General features: G+C 36.9%; 16 protein-coding genes and 2 pseudogenes. 6 read left to right on the forward strand and 12 right to left on the reverse strand.

The window, feature by feature from the left end:
* Positions 1–114: 114 nt before the first annotated feature.
* The 3 genes from V192_RS0106970 (at position 115) to V192_RS0106980 (ending at position 5,391) form a co-directional block, all read left to right on the forward strand.
* Positions 115–1,803, forward strand: coding sequence for a molecular chaperone HscC (locus tag V192_RS0106970; protein WP_025870294.1), 1,689 nt, complete (start codon positions 115–117; stop codon positions 1,801–1,803).
* Entirely contained in the window at positions 1,800–3,884 is a 2,085-nt protein-coding gene (locus V192_RS0106975) for a J domain-containing protein (protein WP_025870296.1), read from the forward strand. The genes V192_RS0106970 and V192_RS0106975 overlap by 4 nt, the downstream gene beginning before the upstream one ends.
* A gap of 73 nt (positions 3,885–3,957) precedes the next feature.
* Entirely contained in the window at positions 3,958–5,391 is a 1,434-nt protein-coding gene (locus V192_RS0106980) for a DUF1958 domain-containing protein (protein WP_025870298.1), read from the forward strand.
* A gap of 203 nt (positions 5,392–5,594) precedes the next feature.
* On the opposite strand, the gene V192_RS0106985 is transcribed toward V192_RS0106980, so the two are convergent.
* The 6 genes from V192_RS0106985 to yfmF form a co-directional block, all read right to left on the reverse strand.
* Positions 5,595–6,461 carry a hypothetical protein gene (locus tag V192_RS0106985; RefSeq protein WP_025870300.1) on the reverse strand — a complete coding sequence of 289 codons (867 nt, stop codon included), beginning with the start codon at positions 6,459–6,461 and terminating at the stop codon, positions 5,595–5,597.
* 287 nt (positions 6,462–6,748) lie between these two features.
* Positions 6,749–7,327 (reverse strand): CDP-diacylglycerol--glycerol-3-phosphate 3-phosphatidyltransferase, encoded by a 579-nt coding sequence (gene pgsA / locus V192_RS0106990; RefSeq protein WP_025870302.1) that lies wholly within the window; start codon positions 7,325–7,327, stop codon positions 6,749–6,751.
* A 279-nt stretch (positions 7,328–7,606) separates the two neighbouring features.
* On the reverse strand, positions 7,607–7,954 hold the full coding sequence (locus V192_RS22025) for a DUF4115 domain-containing protein (RefSeq protein ID WP_239644594.1): 348 nt from the start codon (positions 7,952–7,954) through the stop codon (positions 7,607–7,609).
* A 170-nt stretch (positions 7,955–8,124) separates the two neighbouring features.
* A complete protein-coding gene (locus V192_RS22570; RefSeq protein WP_275574529.1) occupies positions 8,125–8,550 on the reverse strand; it encodes a helix-turn-helix domain-containing protein in 426 nt (141 codons plus the stop codon).
* A gap of 473 nt (positions 8,551–9,023) precedes the next feature.
* Positions 9,024–10,316, reverse strand: coding sequence for an EF-P 5-aminopentanol modification-associated protein YfmH (gene yfmH, locus V192_RS0107000; RefSeq protein WP_025870304.1), 1,293 nt, complete (start codon positions 10,314–10,316; stop codon positions 9,024–9,026).
* A complete protein-coding gene (yfmF, locus tag V192_RS0107005) occupies positions 10,309–11,577 on the reverse strand; it encodes an EF-P 5-aminopentanol modification-associated protein YfmF (RefSeq protein WP_025870306.1) in 1,269 nt (422 codons plus the stop codon). The genes yfmH and yfmF overlap by 8 nt, the downstream gene beginning before the upstream one ends.
* A 204-nt stretch (positions 11,578–11,781) precedes the next feature.
* On the opposite strand from yfmF, the gene mscL reads away from it, so the two are divergent.
* Positions 11,782–12,231, forward strand: coding sequence for a large conductance mechanosensitive channel protein MscL (gene mscL, locus V192_RS0107010; RefSeq protein ID WP_025870308.1), 450 nt, complete (start codon positions 11,782–11,784; stop codon positions 12,229–12,231).
* A gap of 542 nt (positions 12,232–12,773) precedes the next feature.
* Here the strand turns inward: mscL and V192_RS0107020 are convergent.
* The 3 genes and pseudogenes from V192_RS0107020 to treR all read right to left on the reverse strand — a co-directional run bounded on the left by V192_RS0107020 (position 12,774) and on the right by treR (position 14,791).
* Positions 12,774–13,208 carry a GNAT family N-acetyltransferase gene (locus V192_RS0107020; protein WP_025870312.1) on the reverse strand — a complete coding sequence of 145 codons (435 nt, stop codon included), beginning with the start codon at positions 13,206–13,208 and terminating at the stop codon, positions 12,774–12,776.
* Positions 13,209–13,258: 50 nt separating this feature from the next.
* Positions 13,259–14,043 (reverse strand): annotated as a pseudogene (locus V192_RS19570) (sulfite exporter TauE/SafE family protein).
* 34 nt (positions 14,044–14,077) lie between these two features.
* Positions 14,078–14,791 (reverse strand): trehalose operon repressor, encoded by a 714-nt coding sequence (gene treR / locus V192_RS0107030; RefSeq protein ID WP_025870314.1) that lies wholly within the window; start codon positions 14,789–14,791, stop codon positions 14,078–14,080.
* A 157-nt stretch (positions 14,792–14,948) separates the two neighbouring features.
* Here treR and V192_RS22715 point away from each other — a divergent pair.
* Together V192_RS22715 and pgmB are read left to right on the forward strand one after the other, a co-directional pair.
* A pseudogene (locus V192_RS22715) lies at positions 14,949–17,699 on the forward strand (glycoside hydrolase family 65 protein).
* 21 nt (positions 17,700–17,720) lie between these two features.
* Positions 17,721–18,371 (forward strand): beta-phosphoglucomutase, encoded by a 651-nt coding sequence (gene pgmB, locus V192_RS0107040; protein ID WP_025870316.1) that lies wholly within the window; start codon positions 17,721–17,723, stop codon positions 18,369–18,371.
* Between the two features lie 104 nt (positions 18,372–18,475).
* Here the strand turns inward: pgmB and V192_RS0107045 are convergent, their stop codons facing one another.
* Genes V192_RS0107045 through V192_RS21745 form a run of 3 tightly spaced genes read right to left on the reverse strand, consistent with a single transcriptional unit; the run spans position 18,476 to position 19,916 of the window.
* The gene (locus tag V192_RS0107045; RefSeq protein WP_025870318.1) at positions 18,476–18,991 is read right to left on the reverse strand and encodes a ClbS/DfsB family four-helix bundle protein; all 516 of its coding nucleotides are present in this window, start codon (positions 18,989–18,991) and stop codon (positions 18,476–18,478) included.
* A 41-nt stretch (positions 18,992–19,032) separates the two neighbouring features.
* Positions 19,033–19,380: a hypothetical protein gene (locus V192_RS21740; RefSeq protein WP_204367681.1), complete on the reverse strand. Its 348-nt coding sequence runs from the start codon at positions 19,378–19,380 to the stop codon at positions 19,033–19,035.
* A 50-nt stretch (positions 19,381–19,430) separates the two neighbouring features.
* Positions 19,431–19,916 carry an SPL family radical SAM protein gene (locus tag V192_RS21745; protein ID WP_204367682.1) on the reverse strand — a complete coding sequence of 162 codons (486 nt, stop codon included), beginning with the start codon at positions 19,914–19,916 and terminating at the stop codon, positions 19,431–19,433.
* Positions 19,917–20,060 lie beyond the last annotated feature (144 nt).

The following is a 20,060-nucleotide window of genomic DNA, read 5'->3' on the forward strand; positions in this document are numbered from 1 at the left end:
TACTTTTTATTAAAAATATACAAAAAACGTACATTTCTGTTCGATTTTCACGTAAAATGAATATATTATAATTTTTATAGAATTACATAAAAGTTGGTAAAAAAGGAGAATAATATGGGGATCATTGGGATTGATTTAGGAACATCGAATAGTTTGGTATCATTTTGGGACGGAGAAAAAGTTCAGTTGATCAATAATCAATTTGATCAAGCCTTAACACCGTCTGTTGTAGGTGTCGATGATAATGGGGACATTTTAATCGGCGCAATTGCTAAAGAACGCCTCATCAGTCATCCACAATTAACAGCAGCAACTTTTAAACGGTTTATGGGAACCGATAAAAAATATGATTTAGGTGGACATTCATTTACACCAGTTGAATTGTCTTCTTTAGTCTTACGTAGTTTAAAAGAAGATGCTGAAGCATTTTTGAAGCAGCCCTGTGATGAAGTTGTGATCAGCGTACCTGCCTACTTTAACAATATCCAGCGAGAAGCCACTGTTGAAGCGGCAAAGCTAGCAGGACTGACCGTTCAAAACTTGATCAGTGAACCTACCGCAGCGGCAATGGCGTATGGCTTTCACAAAGAAGCAGATCAATCCATCTTAGTCGTTGACTTGGGTGGTGGGACTTTTGACGTATCTTTATTAGAAATGTTTGACGGTGTCATGCAGGTAGAAGCTATTTCTGGGGATAATCACTTAGGCGGAGAAGATTTCACTTACGTGATCGTTCAAGACTGTCTGCGTGAGTATAAATTGACTGGTACTGTGTTAGCAGCAACAACACAATCTGTTTTATACCAAAAAGCCGAATTATTGAAACATGCACTGACTACACAGGATTTTGGTTCGTTTGATTTTGAATGGGATGATCATACGTATTCTTATAAGCTTACGCAAGAGCGTTACAAAGAGCTATGTGAACCTTTGTTAACTAGAATGCGACAGCCGATCGGTCGTGTGTTAAATGATGGACGTATCACTATTCAAGAAATTGATCAGGTGATTTTGATTGGCGGTGCAACGAAAAATCCAATCGTGCGAAACTATTTTGCCCGTTTACTAAAAACAATACCCTATACACAAATCAATCCAGACGAGGCTGTTGGACGCGGTGCAGGCATTCAAGCCGCTTTAAAACAAGATCGCTCAATGGTCAGTGAAATGATTTTAACAGATGTTTGCGGTCATACATTAGGTGTCGATTCAGTGAGTCAAACAAGTACTGGCTATATCGAGGGCGTTTTTTCTCCGATTATTGAGCGAAATACCACCATCCCTGTCAGTAAAATGAAGACATTCTATACACTAAGAGACAATCAAGAATATGTGGCTTTTTCTATCTACCAAGGCGAAAATCCAATGGCAAAAGATAATCTAAAAATTGGTGAATTAGAAATAAAAATTCCAAAAGGACCTGAGAACACGCCGATCGACTGTCGCTTTACTTATGACTCTAACGGCCTTTTAGAAGTTATTCTTACCCATACAAGTGGCCGATCAGAGCAGTTGATCATTGAAAGTGCTCCTGGAAAGTTAACGTCACAGCAAATGAAGGAAAGTTTAGCGAAGTTAAATGCGTTAAAGGTCCATCCACGAGATCGTGCTGAAAATCGGTTGTTACTTGCCCGTTTGGAAAGACTTTACGCTGAAACAACTGGTATGCAGCGAGAACAAGTCCAAGCATTATTATTTCATTTTAGAGATGTCCTAGAAAAGCAAGAAGAAATTCTAACAAAAAGAACTGCTGCCGAATTAACACAACAACTAAACGAACTTGAAAAAGGACTCTGGTTATGAGTATCTGGTCCATTTTAGGAATCGCTCCGACAATTGACAAAAGAGAGATTAAGCGCGCTTATGCGGCTAAACTAAAATTGATCAATCCAGATGAACAACCAGAGGAATTCCAACGGCTAAAAACCGCTTTTGATTCAGCGTTGACTTTAGCAAAAAACGATAGTTTAATAGAAAGCAAGCATGTTACTCTGCCAACTGGACCTACTGACGCAACTATTGACTTTGAGCAACTAGCAGATAAAGATGCGTTATATTCCGATCATCCAAGCTTTTCCGCTTGGGAACCGGTGGAATCTTTTTACGATATTCTACAGCGGATAATTGAGGAGGAAGATTACTTTTATGACTTATCTGTCTGGAAAGAAGTAACCGCCTCGATCGATCATTGGTCTATTGATGAATATATGCACAATACTTACACGATCCAATTGCTTTTAGTGAAGAACTATCCCTGCTTAGCTAAAGAGGTCATCCGCTTTCTATTTAAACTATTTGATTTAACCGAATTAACCGATCATATTGGTCAAGAGCGGTTTGTCTCAACTGAATTTATGCGTTTAAAAAAAGTAATTTACAATGTTCCGCCTTTTTCTTTTAAAATAGCAGATGAAATCCCTAAAAATCAACGGGAAGACTATTTTCATCTGCGCTACGATATTTATCAGATGATTGTTGATTCGCCAGATTCCATTGAAGAAACCATCTCTGAATGTGCGACTATTTTTGCGTATGATAGTGAGCTTTGGAATCTTCAGATGATCCATCTATTAAATCAGTCAAATGGATTGTTGGATAACGCTGAAGATAAAATAGTATTTGCTTCATTATTAGAGCGAACAAAAACAATGAACAATAATCCAACCACAGATTTTTTGACTAGCTATTTTGCGTTATTAAATGGAACGCATACAGATAATACACGTTTTACTTGGCACAAGGAACTACTGACCATACCAGACGAATTATTCATGCTGTTGCTGGGCTCTATTTTCTTTCATACAAATCGATACATTCCAGCTTTCAATCTTTGGAAGCAGTTGGATCTTTCAAGAAAAATTGCTCTACAGGAACAGTTTAAAAGACTACTTCCGTATTTATCTAAAAATGAAAAAAAAGCATACCACCTAATCGAAAAGGAAATCAAATGCGCACAAAAGAAAAAGTCACCTGTATTAAAAGCTCTTATGGAATTTTTTGCTATTCCGTTAATAGTTATAGTGCTTTTGTTTTTTTTCCACGACGCTAGTACAGATAATTCTAATCGAACCCCAGAACAGCTTATGGATGTTCTAGTAGAAAAGGAAAGCTTATACGAACAAGAATCCAATGAAGAAATCGAAGCTGAGACCAAGCTTTACGATGATACATTGGAAGAACAGTTTATCCATTATTTTTATGCGTCAAACGATCCTGAAGGAAAACAGCTATTTATTGATAGAAATGTCTATGATCAAGCGTTGAAAAAACTTTTGGACGATTATGTAAACCGAGATACATCTACGCACAGTGACCGTTCTGCCTTTACGTTTGAAGAGAATTTCGTCAGCGATCCAAAAAGCCGCAAAATTGCAGTCTATTATGATGAAGAACTGTTGTGTATCTTAGAAACTGATGAATCTCTTTTTAACCTTACGAATGTTTATGGCAATCAATGGCACCCACTTTCAGAGAGCGAATTTCAGACTATGCTTCAATCAATCAAAATAAATCCAGAAAGTAGCACAACTATTTTCTTAAAAAAATTCTTGTTTTCTGACAAAAAGCAGCAAAATCTGTTAGAATACACTGACTACCTTTCAGAAAACATGAAAAAAGTCATAGAAAACAAACTGAATGAACCTATCTCTGAGAAGTTGAAAAGAGGATTTCTCTACGTAGTAAAAGAGCCCCAACTAAAGTTTATTGTCTCTGATCAAAATCAAGAAAAAGAAGAAAAACTGATCCTTACATTCGATGATCAAGGAAGATTAGATCATGTTTTTGGCCCACATTGGGAAGAAGTTGATGAAGAGATGATTCATTATCCTAATAGAGATGCATTTAAAAATATTCCTACTTTATTAGAAGAACCTGAACAATGAGACTAGAAGCTACTCTTTAAAAATAAGCTACGTGCTTCTATTTTAGCCTCGATTAATTACAAAGGATGTTTATATGAAGAAAAGAAACGTATTACTGAAAATCTGCTCACTCGTATTAGCTATAGGCTACTTTTCAGGTATTTTTACGGCTACTAACGCCTATGCCCAAGAAGATATTCTGACAATCACCCAAAATGCGGGCTATCAAACAAATGAAATGTATAAGCCAAAAGCCTCGATCGTAATCGAAGCTCAAACTGGACAGGTCCTTTGGGAAGACAATCCCGATTTAAAATGGAACCCTGCCAGTATAGCTAAATTAATGTCTGTATATCTCGTTTTCGAAGCGATCGACCAAGGAAAATTCACCTTGGATACAACAGTCAAAGCAACAGATAGCGATCAAGCTATTTCACAGATTTATGAGTTAAGTAACAATGCCATTGTTTCCGGTGTAGACTATCCCGTCAAAGACTTGCTTTATGCCACACTGGTTCAATCATCAAATGTGGCGACTGTAATGTTAGCAAACCTTGTAACAGCCAATGATGAAGCAAAATTCATCCATATGATGAACGATAAAGCCAAAGAATTAGGTATGACCAACTCTACTTTTTACAACTGCAGCGGTGCTGAAACAGGCTCTTTCAATGGCTATTACAAACCAGAAGGAATCGACCAAAATGCCGATAATGTGACTACAGCTCGAGATTTAGCTATTTTATCTTATCATTTACTTAAAAATTATCCAGATACAGTGAACTATACTAGTCCAACTCAAATCACGATCATGGAAAATACACCTTATGCTGAAGTTTTAGAGAATCACAACTATTCTTTGCCAGGTCTAGCATATGGCTATGAGGGCGCGGACGGTTTAAAAACCGGTTCTAGTCCAACTGGCGGCTTTAACTACGCAGCAACGGCTAAACGGGAAGATACACGCTTGATTGAAGTCGTACTGGGCGTAGGTGATTGGGAAGACCAAGAAGGTGAGCTACAACGTCACGCTTTTGGTAATGCGATTTTTGATCGAGCATTTGCTACCTATGAGTATAAGAAACTACTATCTAAAGGAGACAACACAGTCAGCCAAGAAGAAGTCATTTTAGATCAAGACTTGTATGGCGTGATCCAGCGAAATACTGAGCCAACGTTTAAGCTAGTTGCTGATAAAGTGATGTTGGAGACAGCTCTTGCTCAGGTTTCGCCTATGATCAAAGCACCTAATGTCAGTTTTAAATATGCTAAGAAATTGAAAGCTCTACAAAATTCAACACTTTTAAAAAATAGCGCTAAAAAGAATGGTCTATCAACCTTTTTCATTAACGGTTTACTGATTATTTTAGGTCTGCTGCTTGCAGCTTTATCCAAGTTATTTAAAAAGGAAACTACAGAAACTGTAAATACTAAAAAATTCAGTCCTTTATTGATCATCGGGATTCTTTTGATCCTTGTAGGAATTGGTCTAAGTATTTATACAGTGGTCGTTGGGCCATGGATTTAATTGAATAAAACAAAGAAGACAGCTCCTTGGCGGCAGCTGTCTTCTTTGTTTTGTTCATCTCATAGTATAAAAAATAGTGAAGGATTTCTCCTTCACTATTTCTATCTATCCCTGCCAATATAGGTTAGCAAAAATAATTTATAAGATTCACACAAATTTGGGTAAGAAAGTTGAGAATTAATAATTAGTTAGTTATTAGGGAATTATTTGTTTTTCTTTAGTTGTTTGATTTCTTTTTCGATTTGATCGATTTGTTTGCCTAATGCTTTTTGTTCGTTTTTATCACGTGATGCTTTTTTCTTGTTAACCAATTCTTGTTTTTCTTGGATCAATGCTTGGATTTTAGCAGCATTGTCTTCAACTGGTGTAGATGGTGCTGTTGTGTTTCCAGTTGAACCACCTGTTGAGCTACCGTTTTTCAACGCTTGGATTTCACGTTCGATTTCACCAATACGGATGCCTAATGCTTTTTGTTCTTGTGGGTCGCGGCTAACTTTTTTCTTGTTGATTGCTTCTTGTTTTTCTTGGATCAAGGCTTGGATTTTTGATGCTGTATCTTCACCTGGCGTTGTTGGTGTTGTTGTGTTCCCAGTTGAACCACCTGTTGAGCTACCGTTTTTCAATGCTTGGATTTCACGTTCGATCTCACCAATACGAATGCCTAATGCTTGTTGCTCTTGCCAGTTAGTGCTCACTTTTTTCTTGTTGATCAATTCTTGTTTTTCTTGGATCAAGGCTTGGATTTTTGATGCTGTATCTTCACCTGGCGTTGTTGGTGTTGTTGTGTTTCCAGTTGAACCACCTGTTGAACCGCCTTTTTTCAATGCTTGGATTTCACGTTCGATTTCGCCGATGCGGATTCCTAATGCTTTTTGCTCTTGTGGGTCACGACTAACTTTTTTCTTGTTGATTGCTTCTTGTTTTTCTTGGATTAAGGCATTGATTTTAGCTGTGTTATCTACAAGTTGTGCTGAGTTAGCATGTACTTGAGTAGCTGTTGCTAAAAATCCTGTTCCTCCGATTGATAAAGCTAAACCAGCAACTACTGCACCTTTTACAAATTTGTTCATTATAAATTCCTCCAATTATTTTTTTGTTCGAATACTACTGTTCATATAATAATAGTTCCGATACACAAATTATAACCACACTTCTCTAAAAAGTAAACTATTATTTTATAAATAGTAGCATCAAATATTTGTGAAAATCTCGATTTTTTTGAAAAACATTGATTTGCCAAGGGTTTGAACGCTGATTTTTTACGAAAAAATATTTATAAAAACGAAAAAAACTAACTTTCTTACTACAAAATCAGTAGAAAAGTTAGTTTTTTGCTATTAATTCGATTAAATGATAATTACATTGAGCCCTTAAATACGTCTGCATTTTTCACAAAATAATCGACTCCTGAATAAATTGTAAAGATCAGACAGATATATAACATGATTTGATCTACTGGAAAACCAATAGCCGCAAACGGAATATTATTGATAAACAATAGAATGATCGCAACCATCTGTGTTGCCGTTTTGACTTTCCCCGGCCAAGCAGCAGCCATCACTTCACCGCCTTCAACTAATAACAAACGCAATCCTGTGACTGCCAATTCTCTACATACAATGATTGCAACTACCCAAGTAGGTGCTTTTTGCTGCCCTACTAAAACAATAAAAGCCGTCATTACTAACATTTTATCTGCTAACGGGTCAGCAAATTTACCAAAGTTTGTTACTAAGCCTCGTGCTCGAGCGATTTTTCCATCTAACCAATCGGTAATACTTGCCACTGCAAAAATGATGGCTCCGACTAATTGTGTGACTGCTAAAGATGTTCCTGCTATTGTAATAGTACCCCAATCCATCGGTATACTGACGACAGCAATAAAAATGGGAATCATAAATATTCTGATAACTGTTAATTTATTTGGTAAGTTCAATGCCTTTTACCCCTCTCTTCTTTTACTTATTTTACGTTATCTTATAGATCATGTCACTAAAAAAGACATTTTTCTAATTCTAAAAACTAAATAAATTAAAATAGGTGAAAAAACTTGTGACTAGGACATAACTCTTCGAGTTATGTCCTAGTCACAAGAGAATTAATTACAACGACTGTGCTTCGCCGTTGCGCTGCCTCACCTTTACTCTTTAAGCGCTAGCACGCTAAAAGTTGAAGTTTTTTGTTCTACAACTTACTTAATAAAGCCGCCTATTATTTATTGTGGTTGCTGAGATTGTTCGGATTGCTCTGACTGCCCAGTTTGTGCATAGGCAAGAGTCATATTGATATCTCTTGGTCCAATACCAGTATTGTTCGGATTAAATTCCGCTTTTTGACCATCTAGTTTAAACTCCATATACTCTGATGCGCCTAGACTCACAACTATTTGCGTTGTGCCTGCTGGGATTTCAACAGATTTTGGCTGACCAGGTTGGATTGTCTCTTGATAAAAATAACCATTATCATTATTAGCTGCTGTAGCAATATAGACACCGACCCAACAAGGTCCTGTCACCGCACTAAACTCAAGTTTAGCTGGAGTCGCAACATTGGTCGCACTCATATTTATATTCGCTCCTGATTCACTAATAAAATTCACTTCGGTTGGTGCCTTAGGTTCAGATGACGAACTTGATGTTGATGATTCTGTACTGCTCGAAACAGGTGCCTGACTTGATTCAGAGTCTGGTGTTGAATCAGATTCTCTGATGATTTCAGAAGCTGGTGGCTGAATTATAGGCTAGTCTGCTGATCTTGCCACGTGATATAAAACACCACAATTGCGATTGCTAAACCAATCAAAGAAAAAATAACTGCAGGTAAACTCCGCATAAAACGTTTTGTTTGGCTGTTTTCATCGTACATTTGAGTTCTTGATTCTTCTAAAGTTTCATACTGAATCGCTGATTCTACGTCTTCTGGTTCATCGATTCCATCATAAATCTCTACTAATTCATTGCCATCCAAGCCTACTGCACTCGCATACTGACGAATAAAGGCACGCACGTAAAAAGTGCCTGGCATAGAATCAAAATCATTTTCTTCAATAGCTATTAAATAGCGCTTTTGTGTTTTGGTAATTTGCTGCAGTTCGTCCAAAGACATATTTTGCTGCAGTCGTGCATCTCTTAATTTTTTCCCTATATTTACGCTGGCCACTCGTCCATCTTCTCCAGTCTCTCTAATTTCTCAGTTTTATTTACCTAATTTATTAGGTAAATCTTTAATCTCGTAGTTTAAATGTGTCATAAATGTCTCTGAATAGACATGCATCCGACTGCTTTTATCATACATTAAAATTGGTATCTACTTTATGTACTACACTTGTGGTGAACTGAGTTATTTTCTAAAATCGGCTGATTAAAAAAATTAAATATTCCATTCACCCAGTATTCTAAGGATACCATAAAAAAATACTGATGAGCATAACATTTTTGAAAGTTTTCCACTAAATATCGGACTTTTTTTATTTAACACAAAAGGATTTCTAATGGGTCTTTACTATGTTCGTTGGTGCATTAGTTATTATTCGTATTACGCCTTGTTTCTTTGCTATAAATTCTGATGATTTTCTCGCAAAACAGGAAAATCATCAGAATAAAAACTAAGCTAGATTTCTAATAAAACGTTCTTTATTTTTTAGGATGCATATAAAAACGGCTCAAACCATCCTTATTGATAAAACGCTGTGCTAGTTCTTTCACATCAGCCAATTGAATACTTTCGATTACTTCTGGTGTATCAAATAATGTTGTCTCATCATAAAGCGATTGTGAAAATTGATTGGCAATATATTCTAATGAGTTTAATGATTGGAAGTACTTTCCGATCATTTTTTTCTTCAATAAAGCTAGATTTTCATCCGTTAACTCTGAACTTTCCGATACAGTTAAAAGAATTTCTTCAATTCGTTCGGCTAATTGCTCAGGCTGATCACTATCTCCGCCGAAATCAGCAAAATGGAAGCTACGGTCTAAACTAAATTCATAACCGAAACTATCATCTAACAATCCTTCATTATACAAACTCAAATAATTTTGAGAGGTATTACCAAACAATAATTGGAATAATAAGTTTGCTGTTGTCTTGTATTTAAGCAGCTCTTTGCCATCTTCTGGCACTTCATCTAAGCCTTTCAATCCGACAATAACTTTTGAACGGCTAATGGCCATTTCGATCGAGCTTTCCTTAATGATATCCGCTGCTGTCTCTTTGGGAAAGTGTCGCCTGATCGGTGCCGCTTTGGCAAATTCTTTAGCAGACTGATTGTTGCGGATAAACGCCATCATTTCTTCGGGCTCCATTTTACCTACAACAAATAATGTCATGTTGCTTGGATGATAAAATGTGTTGTAACAGGTATATAGATCCTCTGCAGTAATTTCATCAATACTCTCCACTGTTCCCGCAATATCAATGTGCAATGGATGTTTAGGGTAAAGATTGCCTAATGTACCAAAAAATAAGCGCCAGTTCGAATCATCCAAGTACATTTGGATTTCTTGCCCAATGATCCCTTTTTCTTTCTCCACTGTTTCTTTCGTAAAGTAAGGATCTTGAACAAAATCTAACAACGTTTCTAAATTTTTCTCCACCTGATCCGTTGTTGAAAACAAGTAGCTGGTTTTGGTAAAGCTGGTAAAGGCGTTAGCAGAAGCTCCTTGACGTCCAAATTGTTGGAAAATATCCCCATCTTCTTTTTCAAACATTTTATGTTCCAGAAAATGAGCGATTCCATCTGGTACTTTCACAAAATCTTTTTCCCCGATTGGAACAAATTCATTGTCGATCGAACCATAATTTGTCGTAAACAAACCATAAGTCTTGTTGTAATCTTTTTTAGGCAACAAATAAACGGTCAGTCCATTATCCAATACTTCTGTATAAAGGACTTCGTTGATTTGAGAATATTCTTTTTTATTCATCGACTTTTTCTCCTTCCAAAAAGAAAATCGCTTGTAATTGCACCAATTTGGCCACACGCTGAACATCAGCCAACGTGACTGCCTCCATTCGGCGAATCCACTCGTCATCTTTTAGACGAAGGTGAGGAATCAAATCATTTAAATACTCATTTTCCAAGACAGCACCTGCATTATCTAAAGCAAGTAGATATTGATTTTTCAGCATTGCTTTAGTCTGTTCGATTTCTAAGTCTGTCACATTTCCTTGACGAATATTTTCTAGCTCAGCCGCAATCAAATGCAGAACCTGATTCCGGTTTTGACCATCGATCCCAGTCTGAACACTTAATAAGCCGCGGAATGTGTCAATACTGCTAGATGCATAGTAGGCTAAGTTTTCTTTTTCACGGACATTCATGAATAATTTAGAATGCGGATAGCCGCCAAACACACCATTAAAGATTTGTAGCGCAAAATAGTTTTCATCACCATAATAAACATCTGTATGATACCCTAGATTTAGTTTTGATTGTGCTAGTGATTCTTGTTCCGAGCGTTCTTCGATCACGTTTCTAGATGGTTGCGTGTAAAAGATATCAGCGATCCCCGCTGCTCGGTCTTCAAATGGCAGCTGACTAAACAATGCCTCCATCTCAGACTCGTCCACGTCTCCCAAGACAAAAATATCCACTTGGTCTTCACGGATCATTTGTTGATGATACGCCGCAATACTAGCCGCTGTTTCCTTTTCCAAGTCTTCAATGGTCCCAAAACTTGGAATTTTTTGATCTTCTGATTGGCTGAAATATAAATTTTGTAATGCTAAAGAAGAATAGACTTGCTTATCTTCTGAGATGCTTTCGTAATAAGCATTCAGGTTTTCTTTTTCACGTTGGAATGTTTCAGCTTCAAATTTCCCATCAATGATGTTTGGGTAAAACAAAATTTCTTTTAAAAATGCAACAGCATCTACTAGTACATGACTATTTTCCAAATATTTATCGTTAACTAAGTTCAATGAAAGGTTCAACCAATGTAAATTACCCTTTTTATTCACGTTAATTCCGAAACTAGCTCCATATAGCTCTGCCAGTTTCCCACTCAACTTCACCTGATCTGGATAATTCAAACTATTTGTTTCCATCAAACTGGATAAAAGTGTCCGTTTTGTGATTGTTTCTTTATTCAAACGCGTATTGAAACGAACCAAAATACGCACTGTTTTGTATTTTTCGGTTGGAACAACATGTAAGTTGACCCCTTGTGCTAATGCAATCGGCATCTTGTCAGCTCCTCTTTGTTTTTCATCATAATAAAGCCCAGCATGAAATACAATCATCTGGACGTTTTTAAACGTTTTTTTAAGATTTTCTATATCTATTTAATTATAGCACAGCTCAATGGTCTTTCATCGATGTAAGAGTCTTTCATTTCAAATTTTTTTATTTCTTTTGTATACTGAACTTGAGAAAGGATGGATGAACTGATGATTAAAGAATTTAAAGAATTTATTATGCGTGGTAATGTCCTTGATTTAGCTGTTGGGGTCGTTATTGGTTCTGCTTTTACTGCTATTGTTACACAAATCGTTAATGGATTGATTACGCCGTTAGTTAGTTTAGTTTTCGTATTGACTACTGGAGAAAAAAGTGCGGATGATGCTTTAGGAGCTCTTGTTTTCCATGTCAAAGGTGTAGCATTCAACATTGGTGATGTGATCAGTGCTCTTATTACATTTTTAATCACTGCTTTTGTTTTATTCCTAATTGTAAAAGCCGTTAACAAAATGAAGAAAAAACCTCAAGCTGAGGAAGAAGAAGTTACTGGACCTACAACGGATGACTTATTAGAACAAATCCGTGATTTACTTGCGGCGCAAAATACTGCAACGCTAAACAATGATACAAAGGTTAGCTCTGAAAACATCAAAAAATAATTATCGAGTAGCCTTATAGCCATAACTTAACTTTCCTAACAAACATAGGTATGCTTATGTTTGTTAGGAAAGTTTTTTGTTTATAGTACCATTTCCTTAAAACGTATACATTACTCTAATAATTCCTGTATACTTTATACTAAAGGAGGTAAATTAGCATGAAAAAAAACTTGACTAACATTAGCTTACCGATTTCCACACTTATCTTTTTAGGGATTTTTACACTATTAATCCAACCTCGCCTAGGAACATTTGTTATAAATTGTGTTGTAGGTCTCGCCTTTATAGTCGTTGGCTGGCAATTGAACATAAAAACAAATTGGTTCGCCCGCATTATTTTGTTATTGGGTGTACTTTGGCTAGTATATTTATTTTTATATTATGTAACTGGGTTCAATAATCCCCATTTTTGATTTCTAGCCCTGATCCAAAATAAGACTGAGACATAACTCTTCGAGTTATGTCTCAGCCTCAAGGTATCCAAATAAACGGTTGGAGCAAAAACAACTACTACATTACGCTAGATGCCTTTTGCATCCATCTCATTTAATTTTTCTCATCTCAACATGAGGAATATCATCTTCTAAATACACATCAGAAATCACTTCAAACCCAAACGCTCCATAAAACTCTGTCAAATGAGCTTGTGCACCAATGATGATCGGACGGGTTGGATATTTATCTTCTACTACTTTCAACGTTTCTTCTACAAGTTTGTTCCCCAATTTTTTTCCACGATAATCAGGATTCACTATTACTCTGCCAAAAGTCACTGTATCTCCTTTATCAATGATTCGGGTATAGCCCACAATATCTGTTCCTTCTTGCAACCAAGTATGATACGCCAACTCATCAGCATCGTCCACCTCTTGATAAGGACAGTTTTGCTCAACTACAAATACAGCGATTCTAAGTTTTACAAGTTCTAGAAATTCCTTCGTCGTCAATTGTGAAAACTGCTTTACATGATACTCCATTATACGCCCCCTCAACACCTCGTGTAGTGTAAAAATAATCATTCTCTTGATTAAATAAACAATTGTACCCCATTCCATAAATTCAACAGCAAGACTAAAATAATGACAACCTGAAATACTTGTGTCACTCTTTCAGAAGAAATTTTTCCACTAATCAAGCTCCAATAAAGCCACCCAAAACAGCAGCTGGAATCACATACCATAAGATAGCCAAGTCAAATCGGCCAAAACCAGTTGTTTGTGCAATCGTAACTAATTTTGCTGCCTGTGAAAAGAAAATCGTGATGATCGAATAAACAGTTGCTTCTTTGATCGGTATTCCAAAACATAGCATCAATAACGCCACATTAATTGGTCCGCCGCCAATTCCCAATAAAGTAGAAATAAACCCTAAAAACAAGCCTACAATCACATACCAAACAGGATGAGATAACTTAAAGGAACGCTCATTACCCATTTTTGTATAGAAAAAAGCAAATAACAACGTTACGATCGTCAAACAGATCTGAATCAATTGAACATATTTCTCATCAGAAAAGAACCGTAACAGAGTTTCAAAGACCCCATTCCCAGAAATCCCACCTACTACAGAACCCAAAGATACCAATGCCGCAATTGGAATTTGTAACTTCAGACCATTTTTCATCTGCCTCAATGTAGAAACGATCGACATCGTAAAAACTGCTACACTAGAATAAAATGAAATAGCTGCCAACGGATGAAAATGCAAGGTATCCAGTACAGGTTTGATGATCACGCCACCCCCCATGCCCGAAATAGCACCGACCGTATTTGCTAAAATAATGACAATGAAATAGATTATCCCTATATACATTAGTACTTTCATCTCCTAGAAACAACCAAATTTTTTATGCTTTTCTTCTTCTGGCAAAATCGACAAACTTAAATTTGTCTAATCTATGTCTCGATTCCGTGTACTCAAAACAACGTGTATCTTCTAAGCTCACAACACTGCGAACGACCACAACATGAGTATCTTCATTGATACTCATTAACTTTCGATCAGCTTCTGTTACCGCTTCGACAGTGATCTCTTTTTGTGCATAGCTGATAGCTAGTCCTAAATCGTTTTCAAAATAATCGTAAATAGAGTCCGCTGCCCGCTCTTTAGGCAGCTCTTGAATAATCTCTTTTAATAAGTAATCGATATCAACGATCACCACTTCCCCATCGATCTCTCTTTGACGCACAAGTCGCCAGACCGCCGCATCTTTCTTCCAACCAGTCAAACGCGCTAGCGATTCACTGACGGTCTCTTCTTCCAGTTCCACAACTCTGGTGATGCTATGTATTTGCTGAGCATTCTGCAATTCTTTATAACTGATCACTCCTGAAATCGGCAAATCAAATTTTCTAACATTTAAAACGATCGAGCCTTTACCTTGCTTTTTTTGGATATAACCTGCGTTGATCAGTAAATTCAGTGCTTTGCGAATCGTCTCTCTTGAAACAGAGTATTGCTCGACCAATTGATTTTCACTTGGCAGCAATGTCCCTGGCTGATAATCGCCTTCTAGAATACCTTTTTCAAGCTCTAAAAATATATCATGAAATTTATTCATGTCCATCCCTCCACCCTAGGATACTCAAAGAAAATGATAGCACATTCTCCCCTAAAAATATAGCATTCTCAACAACTAACTACCTAAACGAAAACATTTCTTTAGGCCTTCACTTGTATTTATAAACGATTCATACTATAATAAAAACGAAAACGACATGTCTATACAAGTTCAAAAAAATCTTAGTCAGGAGTCGCCACTATGAACTATTTGTTCCTCTCATTTACGCAAGATACTTTATATGTTCAAGAGAAAAAACAACAGTTGCTAGTATCCCAACAGGAGTTTTCATTCTCTGATTTTGAATTTCCAAGCACAATTGAATGCTTGGCAATGAAAATTAACGAACAATACCCAACTATCAATGGCGCTGTTTTAGATACAATTCCACCCGAATTTTATCTTAAAAATACCCACGTAACACTTTTAAATGCAGGAATAGAGAATCTTATCAAACATTTTTCAGAATTATTAAATTGCCCAATACTTACAACTTCTGAACAGGTTGCTGCTGTAGATTTAGCAACAGCGTTTAAAGAAAAAGCAGAAGATTCCACTTGGCATTTAGATTATTTCGGCTATACACCTGGAAAAGAAGAATATTCAGTTGAGTCCTTACTGACGACAGGCAATGGTTTTATGGGACTGCGCGGTACGACACCTGAAATGTCCCTTACAAAAGATCATTATCCTGCCACTTATATCGCCGGGCTCTACAATGAAGAGAAATCAGAAATCGCTGGTCAAATTGTTGAAAATGAAGACTTTGTCAACACGCCAAACAACCAATATATCAGCATCAAAGTTGCTGGAACCGATGAATGGTTGACACTTGAAAATGCGACATTACATTACTTGCACCGAAATCTAGACTTAAAAAGCGGCTTGTTCACTTCTCATATGGTCATTGAAGATCCACAGCAACATCAAGTAAAAATCACCGCTCATAAAATTGTAAATATGGCGAAAATGAATAACTATAGTATCAAATACTCCTTTACGCCATTAAACTTTTCTAAACAGATGACAGTCAAAACTGAAACTGACGGCTCGGTCTATAATTTCAATGTCGAAAGATATCGTAATCTAACGGCTAAACACTTTCATATCACTCACTTGGAAGCAGAGAAAAACAGGACAATGATCGAAGTTCAGACCAATCACTCAAACATTAACATTCTTCAATCAGCCAAAATCATTGGTGATTTTTTGAACCTGATAAAGTCAGTCATTCGATAAGCGAGCAAAAGATCGAACAGGAGGTTTCGTTTTATGCTGAACAAAACAAAACATATACACTTGAAAAACACGTCCAAGTCCAAGCTTCCATAGCCGAAACAACCTGGAAAAAGCCTGTGGCTCCTGCCACTTCTTTTGATTCAGAATTTGCTGAAAGTAAGCAGGCTTGGGAATCCTTATGGGAAAAAGCAGATATTCAAGTTACAGGCGATCTAATGTCTCAAAAATTATTACGGATCCATACCTACCACCTACTTGTTTCAGCTTCTCCATTTAGTAATAATGAGTTGGATGTTTCTGTAACTGCTCGCGGCTTACACGGTGAGGCCTATCGCGGACATATTTTCTGGGATGAGATTTTTATCTTGCCTTTTTATATTCTACATTTCCCTGAAACAGCGAAACAGTTGTTGATGTATCGATATAATCGCTTAGGTAAAGCAAAAGAGAATGCTCATGATAGTGGCTATGACGGCGCTATGTATCCGTGGCAATCTGGTCTTGACGGCAGCGAAGATACACAAAAACTTCATTTGAATCCATTGAACGGCGAATGGGGCGAAGATCACAGTATCTTACAAAGACATGTGTCACTAGCAATCGCGTACAATATCTGGATGTACTGGAACAATTCCGGTGACGATCAATTCATCAAAGCACATGGTGCCGAGATGTTAATGGAAATCGCGAACTTCTGGCGCAGTGCGGCAACCTTCGATGAAAAAACTGACCGCTATTATATCGATAAAGTTATGGGACCAGATGAATTTCACGAAGCATACCCTAATAGCACAGAAAGCGGCTTGAAAAACAATGCTTATACAAATATCATGGTCGTTTGGTTATTTGAGGAATTAGAAAATATCCTTTCACTATTAAATACGCAAGAACAGACAGAATTATTTAATAAAACACACATTACACAAGAAAATCTAGCAAAAATGAAAGATATCCGCAAACGCTTAGCGCTGGAGATCAATGAAGACGGGATCATCGCCCAATATGAAGGCTATTTTGCATTAAAAGAGGTCGATTGGGAACAAGCAAAAGAAAAGTATGGTAATATTTACCGCATGGACCGCATTTTAAAAGCCGAAGGACAGTCACCAGATGATTATAAAGTGTCCAAACAAGCAGATACCTTAATGTTGTTCTATAATTTAAATAAAGAAAAAATCGATGAAATCTTAGAGGAACTTGGCTATGACCTACCTACTGATTACCTTGAAAAAACCTTTTATACTATTTAAATAGAACGTCTCATGGTTCTACACTTTCAAGAATCGTTCATGCTCAACTAGCCGAAGAGGTAGCATTTCACGATTTGTCTTGGAAGTTATACCAAGAAGCCTTACATTCAGATTATCAGGATATCCAGGGCGGTACGACCGCAGAAGGCATCCACACTGGTGTTATGGCTGCAACAATTTATGTTACCCTAACCACTTATGCTGGCATCGATATCAAAAAGAAACACTTGACAATCAAACCTAATTTACCAGAAACTTGGGCTGATCTGACGTTTAACATCGACCACAAAGGGATTCACTATGAAATAACCGTTTCAAAGCATTGCGTTCGAGTTTATCCCTCACAAGATACAACCATACTGGTCAATGATCAGCAGTATCCATTGATTGCTCATGAAGAAATAACCATCAATTACTAATTGTCAGATAGGAGAATACACATGAAAAAAGGCTTTGTTTTCGATTTAGACGGCGTTATTACCGATACAGCCAAGTTTCACTATATTGCTTGGAAAGAGCTCGCAAAAAATTTAGGCATCACCATCGATGAGACATTCAATGAAACCTTAAAAGGAATCAGCCGCATGGATTCTTTAGATAAAATTTTAGCTTACGGTCAACGAGAAAATGATTTTACTTTAACAGAAAAAGAAGCATTAGCACAAAGCAAAAATGATGAATATGTTAAGCTTTTAGCAGATCTTTCGGAAACAGATTTATTGCCAGGTGTTCACGCTTTTTTAACTCAAGCAAAAGAGCACAATATTCCTTGTTCAATTGCTTCAGCTTCCAAAAATGCGCCCATGATTTTAGAAAAATTAGGGGTTCTTGATTTCTTCGGACACATCGTTGATCCAGAAACCTTAAAAAAAGGTAAACCTGATCCCGAAATTTTCATAAAAGCCGCTGAAAGTATCAATATTAAACCAGAAGATGCCATTGGCTTTGAAGATGCTCAGGCTGGCATTGAGGGAATCAAAGCTGCCGGCATGTATGCTGTAGGAATTTCCGCTACAGAAACGTTAAAAGGAGCAGACTTGCAGGTTACTTCCATGACTGAATTAATCGTTGAACGTTTAATAACTAATTAAAAATAGCCAAACAGAGGAGGCTGGGACATAACTCTACGAGTTACATTCCAGCCTTCTCTATTTATTTAAATACTTGAGATGAATTCCTTTTTATTCCCCTTTTGTTACTTAAGCATAGTAAGTTTTTTCCATTTACGGATTTTTGTTCGGAAATTCGTAAATGGTGCCACAGTATTGATATGCACCCACTTGTATAACGGCCACATCGCTTTGGTGGTTGCATACTCTCTCTGGCCTGCTTCAAATACCTCTTTCTCTGAAAGAGTCTCCAGCCAGTCACATACTTCATTAACAGAATTTCTTAGCATGACTCTTTGCTCAGCAAGACTATATTTCCCATATTTTTCATAAAAAGATTGATATAACCCACCTAAATTATTCCATTTGTACCCCTCAGCAGGGGTCTGAACGACTTTTCCCGCCTGCTCCTCTTGTTCCCATTGAAGAATCAAATTTACCCAACCAAGCTGATAAGATAAATTTTCAGAAGGCGTTTTGTCCACTTCTTCAATCCGTATGTCTTTCTGCTCTTCAGGCACATCGATAAATTCTTCATCGTATTTCTCATATCTTTTCTTTATTTCTGCAATCAACTCTTCTTTATTTGCATATGTGCGCATATTTAAACTCCTTTACTATTTAAAGCTCTTTCTAATAAATTTTAGTCGAACAACGTTCCCTGACTTGAAACATAAGAAGCTTGATAATTATATATGATTTTTTCCATTTGATATTCCATCCCTAATTTATCACAAAGTGCATGAAATTTACTCGCAATTTGAGCTTGATTCTGAATTTCACAGTAATAACCATGACCATAGCTTTTTTTATACTTGATTAAGATCTCAGGAAAATAGTGCGCCAAAAATCTAAAGTAATGTTCTTTTTGCCGATCTCTCAAGGTCATCCCAAAAAAAGGATAAACATATTTCGCTCCAGCTTCTGCCGCTTTTAAAACAATCAGTTCAATCGTTGACCAATCATCGGTGAGAAATGGTAACATCGGCATCAGGATAACACCCGCATAAACCCCGCTAGCTGCTAATTGGCGAATAGCTTCTAAGCGTTGAGATGGCGGACTAACTGAGCGCTCGATTTTTTGGCCAACTCATCATCCATTGTGCTGACCGATAGACTAACATTGACAGGCGAGTGCTGGGCAATTTCTTTTAAAATTCGCTGATCACGTGTAACTAAACTACTTTTAGTCGCAATTGAAACACCGTAGCCAAAATGATGAAATAATTTCAATGATCGTAATGTCAACTCTTGGCTACGTTCAAAAAAATTGTATGGATCTGACATCGATCCTGTTCCGACAACGCCTTTTTTCTTTTTACCAGACAGCTCTTCGCTTAATAATTCAATTGCTTGTTTCTTAGCGCGTACCTTATCAAACTGATCGATCTGATAGCACTCACTCCTTGAATCACAATAGACACATCCATGATGGCATCCTTTGTAAAGATTCATCGTGTAATCTGTTCCAAACCATTCATTTGTTCTGCTTTTTGATAAAATCGATTTTGCTGAAATATAGTCCATTATTTTTAACTGTATAAAACAAGAAACAGTTGCTAGCACCTCCTTTGATTATCCTACCTGTATTTTAAACCTTGACACAGTGTGAAAGTCAACTTGTTTTAACGTATAATAGAAGTAGTGTGATTCTAGATTCATTTAAGGAGT

This window comes from Enterococcus crotali (assembly GCF_000633635.1).
GTDB lineage: Bacteria > Bacillota > Bacilli > Lactobacillales > Enterococcaceae > Enterococcus_L > Enterococcus_L crotali.

Excerpts from the sequence above, each read along its gene's own strand:
- V192_RS0106970 (WP_025870294.1), top strand. The coding sequence starts at position 115 with ATGGGGATCATTGGGATTGATTTAGGAACATCGAATAGTTTGGTATCA.
- V192_RS0106975 (WP_025870296.1), top strand. The coding sequence starts at position 1,800 with ATGAGTATCTGGTCCATTTTAGGAATCGCTCCGACAATTGACAAAAGA.
- V192_RS0106980 (WP_025870298.1), top strand. The coding sequence starts at position 3,958 with ATGAAGAAAAGAAACGTATTACTGAAAATCTGCTCACTCGTATTAGCT.
- V192_RS0106985 (WP_025870300.1), bottom strand. The coding sequence starts at position 6,461 with ATGAACAAATTTGTAAAAGGTGCAGTAGTTGCTGGTTTAGCTTTATCA.
- V192_RS22025 (WP_239644594.1), bottom strand. The coding sequence starts at position 7,954 with ATGAGTGCGACCAATGTTGCGACTCCAGCTAAACTTGAGTTTAGTGCG.
- yfmH (WP_025870304.1), bottom strand. The coding sequence starts at position 10,316 with ATGAATAAAAAAGAATATTCTCAAATCAACGAAGTCCTTTATACAGAA.
- yfmF (WP_025870306.1), bottom strand. The coding sequence starts at position 11,577 with ATGCCGATTGCATTAGCACAAGGGGTCAACTTACATGTTGTTCCAACC.
- mscL (WP_025870308.1), top strand. The coding sequence starts at position 11,782 with ATGATTAAAGAATTTAAAGAATTTATTATGCGTGGTAATGTCCTTGAT.
- V192_RS0107020 (WP_025870312.1), bottom strand. The coding sequence starts at position 13,208 with ATGGAGTATCATGTAAAGCAGTTTTCACAATTGACGACGAAGGAATTT.
- treR (WP_025870314.1), bottom strand. The coding sequence starts at position 14,791 with ATGAATAAATTTCATGATATATTTTTAGAGCTTGAAAAAGGTATTCTA.
- pgmB (WP_025870316.1), top strand. The coding sequence starts at position 17,721 with ATGAAAAAAGGCTTTGTTTTCGATTTAGACGGCGTTATTACCGATACA.
- V192_RS0107045 (WP_025870318.1), bottom strand. The coding sequence starts at position 18,991 with ATGCGCACATATGCAAATAAAGAAGAGTTGATTGCAGAAATAAAGAAA.
- V192_RS21740 (WP_204367681.1), bottom strand. The coding sequence starts at position 19,380 with ATGCCGATGTTACCATTTCTCACCGATGATTGGTCAACGATTGAACTG.
- V192_RS21745 (WP_204367682.1), bottom strand. The coding sequence starts at position 19,916 with ATGGACTATATTTCAGCAAAATCGATTTTATCAAAAAGCAGAACAAAT.